Here is a 12,188-nt window from a genome sequence, read left to right on the forward strand (position 1 = left end):
AAAACGTGAGTCAATTTTTCCAGATTCATCCGGAAAACCCGCAGGCGCGCCTGATCAAACAGGCGGTGGAAATCATTCGCAAGGGCGGGGTGGTGATCTATCCCACCGACTCGTCCTATGCCATCGGTTGCCAGATCGGCGACAAGAATGCGGTCGAGCGGGTGCGCCGTTTGCGGCAGTTGGACGACAAGCACAACTTTGCGCTGATCTGCAGCGATCTGTCGCAGTTGGGGCTGTTCGCCAAGGTCGACACGGGCCTGTTTCGCCTGCTCAAGGCCCATACGCCGGGGCCCTACACCTTTATCCTGAATGCCACCCGGGAAGTCCCGCGGTTGTTGCTGCATCCGAAAAAACGCACCATCGGCCTGCGCATCCCCAGCCATCCGATTGCCCTGGCGCTGCTCGAAGAACTGGGCGAGCCGCTGATGAGCGTCAGTCTGATCATGCCCGGCGAGACCGATCCGATGATTGATCCCTACGAGATCCGCCAGTTGCTCGAACATCAGGTCGACCTGGTGATCGACGGCGGTTTCGGCGGGATCAAGGCCTCGACCGTGATCAACCTGGCGGACGGCGAGCCGGAAGTGATCCGCGTGGGCTGTGGCGACCCCGCGCCGTTCATGGTCGAGGCCTGAATGTCCGCCGTGGAAAACGTCGACAGCCAGGCCGATGCCCAGCAGGAACTGCCGTTCGCCCTGGTCTATGGCCAGGCGGTCACCGAGATGCCGCTGGACCTGTATATCCCGCCGGACGCCCTGGAAGTCTTTCTCGAAGCCTTCGAAGGCCCGCTGGACTTGCTGCTCTACCTGATCCGCAAGCAGAACATCGATATCCTCGACATCCCGGTGGCGGAAATCACCCGCCAGTACATGGGTTATGTCGAGTTGATGAAGTCGGTGCGCCTGGAGCTGGCCGCCGAGTACCTGGTGATGGCGGCGATGCTGGCCGAGATCAAATCGCGGATGCTGCTGCCGCGTTCGGCCGAAATCGAGGCGGAAGAGGACGACCCGCGGGCCGAACTGATCCGTCGCCTGCAGGAGTACGAGCGCTTCAAGAGCGCCGCCGAGGGCCTCGACACCTTGCCCCGGGTCGGCCGCGATGTGCTGGTGCCCAAGCTCGATGCCCCCGAGGCCCGGGCGCGCAAGCTGTTGCCGGACGTGAGCCTGGAAGAAGTGTTGATGTCCATGGCCGAGGTCCTGCGCCGTGGCGACCTGTTCGAAAGCCATCAGGTCAGTCGTGAGCAACTGTCGACTCGCGAGCGCATGAGCGATGTACTGGAACGCCTCAAGGGCGGCGGCTTCGTGCCCTTTGTCGAGCTGTTTACCGCCGAGGAAGGACGGCTGGGGGTGGTGGTGACCTTTATGGCGATTCTTGAGCTGGTCAAGGAATCCCTGGTCGAACTGGTGCAGAATGAACCCTTTACGGCGATCCATGTGCGGGCGCGCGCTGAATAACGAGCACAATCCATGAACCTGAGTGAACCCCGCGAGCTGGCCCCGCTGCTTGAAGCCTTTCTGTTGGCCTCGGGAAAGCCGCAATCCCTGGAGCGGCTGTTCGAGCTGTTCGAGGAGGGCGAACGGCCCGAGCCGCCGGTCTTCAAGAAAGCCCTGACGATCCTCGCCAAGTCCTGCGAAGGGCGGGCCTTCGAGCTGCGGGAGGTGGCCTCCGGCTATCGTCTGCAGGTGCGCGAGAAATTCGCTCCCTGGGTCGGGCGGCTCTGGGAAGAACGTCCGCAGCGTTATTCCCGGGCGATGCTCGAGACCCTGGCGTTGATCGCCTATCGTCAACCGATCACCCGGGGTGAGATCGAGGATGTGCGTGGCGTGGCGGTCAACAGCCAGATCGTCAAGACCTTGCTGGAGCGTGAGTGGATTCGGGTCGTCGGTTACCGCGAGGTGCCGGGCAAGCCGGCAATGTTCGCCACCACCAAGGCGTTTCTCGATCACTTCAACCTGAAGAACCTTGACGACCTGCCGCCCCTGGCCGAACTGCGGGAGATGGAGCCCGAGCCGCTGTTCGATGTCGAGGATGCGCCGGTGCCCGCGAGCCTGCAGGCCCTGGCCGATGCCAGTCTCGATCCGGAGGGTGCCGAGGCGCCGAAGGAGGAAACCAGCTTCCATACCCTGTTGCTGGAGCTGGACTCCATGGAGGAGGGGATCAAGACCGACTTTGACGATTTGCTGCGTGACGGCGCGATGGTGCCGACGGGCGAGTTGCCGCTGCAGGAATCTGGGCTTGAAAGAGCTGAACCTGTTGAGCCCGCTGTGACAGTCGAAGCAGTCGAGGCCGACGAAGTGCTCGAAGAAGAGCCGGAAACAGTCGAAGAGCCCGCGGTGCCAGAAGTACCGGAGCCGGATCTCGTCGGTGCCCAGCAGGCCCGGGAACAATTGCTCGCGGCGGTCGCGGCCCTGGACAAGGCCGCCGGCCGGCCGCAGCTGACCGATGAAGAAGCCGAAGCCCTGGCCCTGGCCGAGGCGATCGAACAGGAACGCCGCTTGCTCGATGATTGATTGCGAGAGTGCATAATGGCCAACATCGGCGTATGATTCGCGCCCCCGCGGCGATCCCTTCGCCCAGGCAACAGATTCAATTTCTTCAGGCCAAGGCCTGAATCGACACACCGGGAGGTGCCCAGATGAGTGATATCAAGCAGAAAGACGACCAGGAAATCGGCCCAGCAGGCGAAAAACTGCAGAAGGTCCTGGCCCGTATCGGCGTCGGCTCGCGCCGCGACGTGGAAGGCTGGATCAGCAAAGGCCGGATCAAGGTCAACGGCAAAGACGCCACCCTCGGCCAGCGCGTCGACATGCATGACGCCATCACCATCGATGGCAAGGTGATCAAGCGCGAAGAGGCGTCCGAATCGGTTCGCCGCGTGATCATGTACAACAAACCCGACGGCGAGATCTGCACCCGTGACGACCCGGAAGGCCGTCCGACCGTGTTCGACAAGCTGCCGCGTCCGAAAGAAGGCCGCTGGATCAATATCGGCCGCCTGGACATCAACACCACCGGTCTGCTGATGTTCACCACCGACGGTGAGCTGGCCAACCGCTTGATGCACCCGTCCTACGAAATGGACCGCGAGTACGCGGTCCGTGTCCGTGGTGAAGTGGACGAAGAGATGATTGCCCGGCTCAAGGCCGGCGTGATGCTCGAAGACGGCCCGGCGAAGTTCACCGATATCCAGGAAGCGCCTGGCGGTGAAGGTTTCAACCACTGGTACCACTGCGTGGTGATGGAAGGTCGTAACCGCGAAGTGCGTCGTCTGTGGGAATCCCAGGGTTTGGTGGTCAGCCGTCTGAAGCGTGTGCGTTTCGGTCCGGTGTTCCTCAACTCCGACCTGCCGATGGGCCGCTGGCGTGAAATGAGCCAGTACGAAGTGGACATCCTCAGTGCCGAGGTCGGCCTGACGCCGGTAGCGATGCCGCAGCTCAATGCCAAGAGCAAGGACAAGCTGGAGCGTATGCAGCGCAAATCCTCTCGTCCGGTGGGCAAGGGCGAGCGTGTGCGGACCCTGCGTCCGGCCGCCGGTGCACCTGCCGAGCGCAGTGAGCGCGAGCCGCGGATTGAAGGCGAGCGTCCAGCCCGCAAGCCGGCTCCTCGTCAGGATGGCGAGCGCGCACCGCGTGCCCCGCGTCCGGCGGCCGGTCGTGGTGAGTCGACCCGTGGTACGCCAGTGGCGGATCGTCCGACGGACAGCAAGCGTCCGGCCAAGCCGGCACCCAAGACCAAGCGTCCAAGCCTGGTCCTGGACAAGGACGCGCCGTCGGGCAAGCGTCGTGGCGCCCCGGCCGGTTCCGGCCAGCGTCCGGGGTTCGGGCGTCGCAAGCCTGAGTAAAGCAGGCGCTTGAGCGCACCGCGAGACCCGAAACCCCATGACGAGCCAACGTCATGGGGTTTTGTTTTTTGGGGCAGGTCAAAACGCAAACTGCCCGTCAAACACCGGCTTGTCATCCAGCGCCAGCACGCCGCTGGCAAAGATCAGGTCCAGGTGATGGCTGCCCTTGGCGCCACCGCCCAACCCCAGGTGCAGGCCGCAATGGCGCTCCTCGAAACCCGAGTTGCGCGCATACAGGGCCTTGACCCCCTCATTCGTACCGATCCCCAGTTCCTCGACCCTACGGTTGGATGGATTGGCATTCAGGTACTTGTTGAAATCCGCCTCCAGCCCAGGCACTTCGGTGGCAATGCGGCGGATGGTCGAGTCCTCGATCCACAGCTCCAGTGGCGACTCCAGCACTCCGTACTTGCGGGCAAAGGGAATGGTGCCGAGAAAGGTCCCGACAAACTTCACGCAACCGTTGATGGCGTCGCTGTGGGTGGCGATCTCCGCCGGGGCCAGGTCGTGGTTGCCCACGCCATTGATATTGGTCCACTTGCGGATACTGCTCAGCGGCGCCTGCAGGTGCGAGCCGTGGCGGTCCTTGAAGCTCAGGGTGGTGGCCCGGGACATGCGGCGGATCAGGCTGTCGTTGAGGTCGGCAATGCGTTGCGGGCTGACACTGAAGGTGTCGTAGAAGTAATCGCCGTAATCCTTGAACAGCAGCGATTTGCGCCATTGCTCGGCCATGACCCCATGCAATGCGTGGAGGAACTCCGGGCCTTGCGGGCGAGGCGGGGAGAGCATCGAGGAGTCGTAGAAAAAGATATACAGGTCGCTGTCGCTGATGGCCTCGATCAGGCTCGGGGCTGGCTCAAGGTCCAGGCGTAGCGCGCTGAAGTCGAACTGTCGGCGCTCGGCGTCCTGCTCGATGATGGCCGCGGTGATTTCGCTGTAATCCGGGGTATGGCCGAGCAGGACCTTCGGCTGGTCGAGTCCTTCCAGGGCCGGATGACGGGCGAGGTAGTAGAGAAAGTGTTCGAGGGCGCGGGTCTTGTCCATGACGTCGTTCCTGGGGCAGCAGAGGGTAGGTGCGGTAAACCGCACCCACCTGGAGGCCTTAGAAAGGCCACATCGCAGTGCCAAAGGGCACGACAGCATCGGCTTGCATCATTTCCACGGCCGCGTCGTGGGTCGGGGCTTCAAACCAATCGTCCAGTTGCAGTTCAGTGCTCACGTCCTGATCCGAGACTTGCATGGTGAATCTCCTTGGGAATGTTATTGCTGGACGGTCGAAAAGGCTTTTTGCTAGGAAAATTCCTATGCATAAAAACCGATTCTCCGGCTTGCCGACTGTAGGCTTCGGCAAGTGGCTGAAAACCTAGTGCAGTATCTCGATAGGCGCAAAAAAATATTTTCAAATTTTTTTTGCAGCCTTGCAGAGCAAAAAACTTCTTCTGGAAAAACAGCGATTCACCCGCTAAAGCCCGCGCTAAACAGTCTGTCTGTCAATTTTCGAACGGGGGCCGTATACGGCTTTGTTGGCAAGAAAACGTGACACTTTGTCAGGAAAACCTGACGATCTGGACAGTAAAAGCGCCTGAAAATAAGAGGTTCGGATTGGCGTAAGGAATAGTTGCCGAGGGGCTCTGTAGGATTTTTCTTTATGGCGAAAAGGCCCCTTGTCCTCCCGCGCTGGGGGCGGTGAGATGCGCGGATGCCTGCCAGTGGTGGTCTGGCGGTGTACAATGCGCGGCGTTTTACCTGTGACTCAACTGCGTACCCGCGCATTTTTGTGGCTTTCGACGGCGACCTTGCGATGCTCCGAAAGCCCGTGCACTCAAGGCTACCCGCCTTGTTCACTCCATCGCGTCATAAGCGTGATGGGTTCGATTTCGTCACAGATAAAAACAAACAGGTGACGCATGACCCCTGATACACCCCTTGCTTCGGGCGAGCTTAAACGCGGCCTGAAAAATCGTCATATCCAATTGATCGCCCTCGGTGGCGCCATCGGTACCGGCCTGTTCCTCGGTTCGGCCGGGGTGCTCAAGTCCGCCGGTCCGTCGATGATCCTCGGCTACGCCATCTGCGGTTTTATCGCCTTCATGATCATGCGCCAGTTGGGCGAGATGATCGTCGAGGAGCCGGTCGCCGGTTCGTTCAGCCACTTTGCCCACAAGTACTGGGGCGGTTTCGCCGGCTTTCTGTCGGGCTGGAATTGCTGGATCCTCTACATCCTGGTGGGCATGTCGGAGCTGACCGCCGTCGGCAAGTACATCCACTACTGGTGGCCCGATGTCCCGACCTGGGTCTCGGCAGCAGCCTTCTTCGTCCTGATCAACGCGATCAACCTGGCCAACGTCAAGGTTTTCGGCGAGGCGGAGTTCTGGTTCGCGATTATCAAGGTGGTGGCGATCGTCGGCATGATTGCCCTGGGCAGCTACCTGCTGGTCAGCGGCCACGGCGGTCCGCAGGCCTCGGTGAGCAACCTGTGGGAACACGGTGGGTTCTTCCCCAATGGCGTCAGCGGCCTGGTGATGGCCATGGCGATCATCATGTTTTCCTTCGGCGGCCTGGAAATGCTCGGTTTCACCGCCGCTGAAGCCGACCAGCCGAAAACCGTGATTCCCAAGGCCATCAACCAGGTCATCTACCGGATCCTGATTTTCTATATCGGTGCCCTGGTGATCCTGCTGTCGCTGACACCCTGGGACAGCCTGCTGAGCACGCTGAACGCTTCCGGCGACTCCTATAGCGGCAGCCCGTTCGTCCAGGTGTTCTCGATGCTGGGTAGCAACACGGCGGCGCATATCCTCAACTTCGTGGTGCTGACGGCGGCGCTGTCGGTTTACAACAGCGGCACCTACTGCAACAGCCGCATGCTGCTGGGCATGGCCGAGCAGGGTGATGCGCCGAAGGCGCTGGCCAAGATCGACAAGCGCGGCGTGCCGGTGCGCTCGATCCTGGCCTCGGCGCTGGTGACCTTCATCGCGGTGGTGATGAACTACCTGATGCCGCAACAGGCCCTGGAATTGCTGATGTCCCTGGTGGTGGCGACCCTGGTGATCAACTGGGCGATGATCAGCTACTCGCACTTCAAGTTCCGCCAGCACATGAATAGCACCCAACAGAGCCCGCTGTTCAAGGCCCTGTGGTACCCCTATGGCAACTATGTGTGCCTGGCGTTTGTGGTGTTCATCCTTGGCGTCATGTTGATGATTCCGGGGATCCAGGTCTCGGTGTACGCGATTCCGGTCTGGGTGGCGTTCATGTGGGTCTGCTACGGCATCAAGAATCGGCGCAGTGCCCAACAGGCATTGCTGGCGGTGAAGTAGGCTTTTATCCGTTGCAAGCACAAACCCGGCGGCCGCCGGGTTTGTCGTTTCTGCACGGTCGGGACACGGGCGAACCGGCTCGCCGTGGTACAGATCAGGTATCCTGAACGCCCTGATGTCGGACGCTTTTCAAATGCTGGTGATTTCCAACAATGTGCATCTGCCGGATGCCGAGATCGAATGGACGGCCATTCGTGCCCAGGGCGCGGGCGGGCAGAACGTCAACAAGGTCTCCAGCGCGGTGCACCTGCGTTTCGATATTCCGGCTTCGTCCCTGCCGCCGTTCTACAAGGAACGCCTGCTGGCCCTGCGCGACAGTCGCATCACCAGCGAAGGGGTGATTGTGATCAAGGCCCAGCAATACCGGACCCAGGAGCAGAACCGCAGCGATGCCCTGGAACGCCTGGTCGAACTGATCCTCACTGCCACCAAGGTGGAGAAGAAACGCCGCCCGACCAAGCCGACCCTCGGCTCGAAGAAGCGCCGCCTGGAAGGCAAGTCCCAGCGTGGTGCGATAAAGGCCGGGCGCGGCAAGATCGATTTCTAGGCCTTCAGGTTTTTTCCCGCAACGCTCGCTGCTTCGGTGCCTGCCGGTAGAGATAAAGGCTCAGCAGTAACCCGGAAAACGACGCCAGGGCGGCGAACAGGAAGATCGAGGCAAAGCCCAGGCCCGCGGCAATGGCCCCGGCCAAGGGCCCGGTGATGCCCAGCGACAGGTCGATAAACAACGAGTAGGCACCCACCGCCGCGCCGCGACTGGAGGCCGGCACCAGGTTCACCGCCTCCACTCCCAGTGCCGGGAACACCAGCGAGAAACCGAACCCGCTCAATGCCGCCCCCGCCAGTGCCCAATGGGCATCCGGTGCCAGCCACAACAGCAGCAGGCCGAGGGTTTCCACCGACAGGCAGGCGATCGCCACGCGAAAGCCACCGAGGCGATTGATCAGGTTGCCGAACAGCAGCCGCGCACCGATAAAGCTGGCGCCGAACAGGCTCAGGCAGAGCACCGCGTTGGCCCAGTGCTGGGTGGCGTAATACAGGGTGATAAAGGTCGCGATGGTGCCGAAACCGATGGAGCCCAGGGCCAGGCCGGTGCCGTGGGGCAGTACGCGGCCCAGTACATGAAGGAAGGGCAGGCGCTCGCCGGCGACAATCGGTGCCGCCTGTTTCGGCCAGGCCAGCAACAGCCCCAGCGTGGCCAGCAACAGGATGCTCACGCCCATGCTCCACAGGCCCAACTGACCGACCAGCCACACGCCCAGTGGTGCGCCGATGGCCAGCGCGCCGTAGCTGGCGATGCCGTTCCAGGAAATCACCTTGGCGGTGTTCGCCGCACCGACCCGGCCGATCCCCCAGCCGATGGACCCGGAGCCCACCAGGCTTTCCGCGCTGCCCAGCACCAGGCGGCCGATAAACAGGCTGATCAGGCTCAGCAACGGCATCGCCTGGAGAACACTCGAGACCAGCATGAACACACCGCTCAGGCCGCAGCCGAGCAGGCCGATCATTACCGCGCGCTTGCTGCCCTGGTTATCGATGATCCGGCTGGCATAGGGACGACTCAACAGGGTCGCCAGGTACTGGACGCTGATCACCAGCCCGGCGATCACCGTGCCGAAGCCCAGGTCACTGTGGACATAGCCGGGCAGCACGGCCAGGGGAATGCCGATGTTCAGGTAACCGATAAAGGTAAACAGGACAATGGAAACGACTTGCAGCGTGACCGCCAGGGGGCGCTGGGTATCAGACATGGACAAGAACCACCGTTGCCGCGGAGAAAAAAGATAGGAGGCTTATGATAACGGTGCGAAGCGGGTTGCAGGGGAGTTAAATCGAAAAAAGCTTGGCGGGCGCCTGTATCCGGTTGCGTGAAAAACACCAGGGAACGGGCTTTTCACGCGACCGGTTGAGCAAGCGTTCAGTCTTCGCTGTCGGCCTTGAGGCTTTCTGCGGCCTCGTTGTTTACCGGCTGCTGGGCAGCGGCTTGTGACGGGTTTTTCTGCTCAGTCTCGTGCAGGCTTGGGAAGGGGAAGTTGGGTATCTCATGCATCGTCGTCGCTCCTCGCAAGGTCTGTTTTTTAAATCGCTGGGTAGATCCGCGCTTTTAAAAAGCCTGGGCAGGATACAGCAGGGGAAATGACAGAAAGATTTTTTCGCCCCGGCTTCGACAGCCATTCGTCAGTTCTGTGGGAGCCGGCAAGCCGGCCCCCTCGGTTCAGGGAGTGACGATGATTTTCCCGATCATCTGTGGATGCAGGGCACAGAAATACTCGTAGGTGCCCGCAGTCTTGAACTCATAGGAAAAGCTGTCATTGGTGTCCAGCGCGCCCGAGCGGAACAGCTTGTGGGTTTCGGCCACTGTATGGGGGATCTGGTCATCGTTGACCCAGGTCACCTTGGTACCGAGCGCAACGGTCAGGTCCTTGGGCCCGAACATGAATTCCTTGATATCGATCTTCACATCTTGCGCCCACACCGGGATCGAGACCGTCAGGCAAATCAGCGCCAGTCCGTGCAAAAGTCTTTTCATTCGAATGTTCTCCTAAATCAGTGTCGAATCAATCAGTGCCAATGGGTGATCGCCTTGTGTCGCGCGGACATCGGTAATCCCCAGGTAATTGCGTAGCTGATCGGCGGCCACGGTCATCGGCCCCGGTGACGGTGCCGCCCCTGGTGCTGGTTGCGGGTAGGCCGTGCCGCGCGCGGTGTGAAAGGTGATATTGCCTTCGACCTTCTGGATCACCTGATGGATATGGCCGTTGAGCACGGTCACCGAACCGTATTTGCGCAGCAGGGCAATGGCCTGGTCGCCGTCCTCCGTGCCCCAGCCCCAGGGTTGGTAAATGGTCCACAGCGGAATATGGGTAAACACCACGATCGGTGTGCTCGTCGACACCGCCCGCAGGTCATCGGCCAGCCAGGCGATCTGCTCGGCGCCGAGGTTGGCTTCATGGCCGGCCTGGAAGTTGAAGACGTTGACCAGCGCGATGAAATGCACGCCGTGGTCGTCGAAGCTGTACCAGCCGTTGCCCTTGGTGCCCTTGCCGTACCGCTGCAGGTAGAGCTGGCCGCCGCCTTCGTCAAGGGTGTCGTGCTCGCCTGGCACATAGTGAACGGTGGCGGGCAGGGCCTTGAGCAATTGTGCGGCGGTGTCGAATTCCTCCGGCTTGCTGAGGTGGGTGATATCCCCGGTGTGGAGAATCAGCGCCGGCCGCTTGGGCAGGGCGATGACCTTGTCGATGGCCACTTGCAGGGTCTTCACCGGTTCGGGATTGGCCTCCTTGTTGAAACCGATATGCGAATCGCTGATTTGCACGAAGTGAAAGTTCGCGGCCAGCGCGGCCGGGTCGCTGGTCTGGCCGTTCTGGTCCAGGGCAAAGGCCCGCGGGATGCCGCCGCTCAGGGCCCAGAGGACCCCGGCGCCGGCCCAGGCCGAGCATTTGAGCAGGGTCCGGCGGTCGGGGTCGAGCGGGCCGTCGGTACGTTTGTCGTGGGGTGTTGGGTGCAGGTCCATGGGAACGCCCTCGCTGGCGGTCTACAGTGATTGAGCTCACATCTGTAAAACCGGGCGGCGCGGGGCTTTATTCCAGGAAATAAAAAATTCTTTCGGGAATAAAACAGGACCTTTCACCGTTATAGGAACAAAGGTATCGGAGCCACTATGAAGCGATTCGAGGCGCTGTTTGCGCCGCATCTGGATGCGGCCTATAACCTCGCGCGCTGGCTCACCGACAGTGAGAGCGCCGCGCAGGATGTGGTCCAGGAAAGTGCCTTCAGGGCCTTCAAGTTCCAGCACCGTTTTGTCGACGGCAATGCCAAGGCCTGGTTCCTGACCATTGTCCGCAACGAAAGCTACAACTGGCTCAAGGCCTCGATGGGATCGCGTTGGGTGACCCTTGATGAGGAGTGGTTGCAGGACGACCCGGCAATGGCCGATGTGTGCACACCCGAGTCACAGATCATCCGCGCCCAGGCGGCCGAGCAGGTCCGCCTGGCACTGCTGGCGTTGGCGCCGGCGTTTCGCGAAGTGATCGTCCTGAAGGAGTTGGAAGACATGCCCTACAAGGACATAGCGAAAATCGTCGATATCCCCTTGGGCACCGTCATGTCGCGGCTGGCCCGGGCCCGCGCGATGCTCAAGCGCGAACTGCTGAAGTTGCACCCTTATGAATGACCTCGACTGCAAGACCTGTGATGAATTGATCCATGGCTACCTCGACCATGAACTGGACGCGGCGACCACGGCGCGGGTGGCCGGGCACCTGGCGGGTTGTGCCGAGTGCGCACGTCGGTATGAGCAGGCCCGTCAATTGATCGACGACGTCAAAAATCGCGCCCCCTATTACCGCGCGCCCGAGGCCCTGAACCTGGGGCTGTTGGGCGCTGCCCCAGAGCGATCTTCGGCCATGGCGGGTTTCATGCAGGGGTTGCGGTCGCTATCGGGGCGCTGGTGGGCGCCGGCGTTTTCAACCCTGGCGTTGAGCCTGGCGGTCATGCTCTATGTGGTGACGCCGTCCGCCGAACAACCCTGGCTGGATGAGGCGGTGTCCAGTCATGTGCGTTCGCTGATGGCCGAGCATTTGAACGATGTGGTGTCGTCCGACCGGCATACGGTGAAACCCTGGTTTACCGGCAAGCTCGATTTCGCGCCGCCGGTCTTCGATTATGCGGCGCAGGGTTACCCGTTGTTGGGCGGCCGGCTGGATTATCTGCAACACCAGACCGCCGCAGCACTGGCGTATCGGCATGCCAAGCACACCATCAACCTGTTTATCCTGCCGACAGCCGAGGCTGATCGGGCTCGGGAGAGCTTGTCTTTGCGGGGGTACAACGTGGTGTCGTGGCGACGTGATCACCTGCGCTTCATCCTGGTTTCGGACCTGGAGAAGGGCGAGCTCGAGGCGTTCGGGCAGTTGATCGAGAAGGGGGCGTGAGTCAGGTGGGCATCAAGCCTGGTCAGATCTTGAGGACACAACGGAATCTGTAGGAGCAGGGCTCGCCCGCGAAGGCGGTCTCACAGCCGCCAA

At 61.4% G+C, this 12,188-nt stretch carries 14 protein-coding genes; 8 read left to right on the forward strand and 6 right to left on the reverse strand.

Features of this window, described 5'->3' with window-relative positions; genetic code table 11:
• The first annotated feature begins 5 nt into the window (after positions 1-5).
• The 4 genes from HX830_RS10605 to rluB all read left to right on the forward strand — a co-directional run bounded on the left by HX830_RS10605 (position 6) and on the right by rluB (position 3,841).
• A complete protein-coding gene (locus HX830_RS10605) occupies positions 6-635 on the forward strand; it encodes an L-threonylcarbamoyladenylate synthase (RefSeq protein ID WP_103496514.1) in 630 nt (209 codons plus the stop codon).
• Between the two features lie 120 nt (positions 636-755).
• The gene (locus HX830_RS10610) at positions 756-1,454 is read left to right on the forward strand and encodes a segregation and condensation protein A (RefSeq protein ID WP_177093350.1); all 699 of its coding nucleotides are present in this window, start codon (positions 756-758) and stop codon (positions 1,452-1,454) included.
• Between the two features lie 12 nt (positions 1,455-1,466).
• Positions 1,467-2,510 (forward strand): SMC-Scp complex subunit ScpB, encoded by a 1,044-nt coding sequence (scpB, locus tag HX830_RS10615; RefSeq protein ID WP_103496516.1) that lies wholly within the window; start codon positions 1,467-1,469, stop codon positions 2,508-2,510.
• Between the two features lie 125 nt (positions 2,511-2,635).
• Complete coding sequence (gene rluB, locus HX830_RS10620; RefSeq protein ID WP_103496517.1) at positions 2,636-3,841, forward strand: 23S rRNA pseudouridine(2605) synthase RluB; 1,206 nt, start codon at positions 2,636-2,638, stop codon at positions 3,839-3,841.
• 78 nt (positions 3,842-3,919) lie between these two features.
• Here rluB and HX830_RS10625 read toward each other — a convergent pair whose 3' ends face one another.
• Both HX830_RS10625 and HX830_RS10630 read right to left on the reverse strand, forming a co-directional pair.
• Positions 3,920-4,885 (reverse strand): leucyl aminopeptidase, encoded by a 966-nt coding sequence (locus tag HX830_RS10625; RefSeq protein WP_177100070.1) that lies wholly within the window; start codon positions 4,883-4,885, stop codon positions 3,920-3,922.
• Positions 4,886-4,943: 58 nt separating this feature from the next.
• Complete coding sequence (locus tag HX830_RS10630; protein ID WP_177100072.1) at positions 4,944-5,081, reverse strand: hypothetical protein; 138 nt, start codon at positions 5,079-5,081, stop codon at positions 4,944-4,946.
• A 667-nt stretch (positions 5,082-5,748) separates the two neighbouring features.
• On the opposite strand from HX830_RS10630, the gene HX830_RS10635 reads away from it, so the two are divergent.
• On the forward strand, positions 5,749-7,161 hold the full coding sequence (locus tag HX830_RS10635; RefSeq protein WP_177100074.1) for an amino acid permease: 1,413 nt from the start codon (positions 5,749-5,751) through the stop codon (positions 7,159-7,161).
• A 133-nt stretch (positions 7,162-7,294) separates the two neighbouring features.
• Positions 7,295-7,708, forward strand: a complete 414-nt coding sequence (gene arfB / locus HX830_RS10640; RefSeq protein ID WP_152738606.1) for an alternative ribosome rescue aminoacyl-tRNA hydrolase ArfB — start codon at positions 7,295-7,297, stop codon at positions 7,706-7,708.
• A gap of 4 nt (positions 7,709-7,712) precedes the next feature.
• Here arfB and HX830_RS10645 read toward each other — a convergent pair whose 3' ends face one another.
• The 4 genes from HX830_RS10645 to HX830_RS10655 all read right to left on the reverse strand — a co-directional run bounded on the left by HX830_RS10645 (position 7,713) and on the right by HX830_RS10655 (position 10,675).
• Complete coding sequence (locus HX830_RS10645; RefSeq protein WP_103496521.1) at positions 7,713-8,912, reverse strand: MFS transporter; 1,200 nt, start codon at positions 8,910-8,912, stop codon at positions 7,713-7,715.
• Between the two features lie 167 nt (positions 8,913-9,079).
• Positions 9,080-9,211, reverse strand: coding sequence for a hypothetical protein (locus HX830_RS32080; protein ID WP_256350442.1), 132 nt, complete (start codon positions 9,209-9,211; stop codon positions 9,080-9,082).
• Between the two features lie 165 nt (positions 9,212-9,376).
• Complete coding sequence (locus HX830_RS10650) at positions 9,377-9,691, reverse strand: cupredoxin domain-containing protein (protein ID WP_103496522.1); 315 nt, start codon at positions 9,689-9,691, stop codon at positions 9,377-9,379.
• Positions 9,692-9,703: 12 nt separating this feature from the next.
• Complete coding sequence (locus HX830_RS10655; RefSeq protein WP_152738432.1) at positions 9,704-10,675, reverse strand: metallophosphoesterase family protein; 972 nt, start codon at positions 10,673-10,675, stop codon at positions 9,704-9,706.
• Positions 10,676-10,822: 147 nt separating this feature from the next.
• Here HX830_RS10655 and HX830_RS10660 point away from each other — a divergent pair, with 147 nt between their 5' ends.
• Positions 10,823-11,335: a sigma-70 family RNA polymerase sigma factor gene (locus HX830_RS10660; protein ID WP_103496524.1), complete on the forward strand. Its 513-nt coding sequence runs from the start codon at positions 10,823-10,825 to the stop codon at positions 11,333-11,335.
• Positions 11,328-12,095, forward strand: a complete 768-nt coding sequence (locus HX830_RS10665) for an anti-sigma factor family protein (protein WP_177100076.1) — start codon at positions 11,328-11,330, stop codon at positions 12,093-12,095. The genes HX830_RS10660 and HX830_RS10665 overlap by 8 nt, the downstream gene beginning before the upstream one ends.
• Positions 12,096-12,188: the final 93 nt, after the last annotated feature.

This window comes from Pseudomonas gingeri (assembly GCF_013385425.1).
GTDB lineage: Bacteria > Pseudomonadota > Gammaproteobacteria > Pseudomonadales > Pseudomonadaceae > Aquipseudomonas > Aquipseudomonas gingeri_D.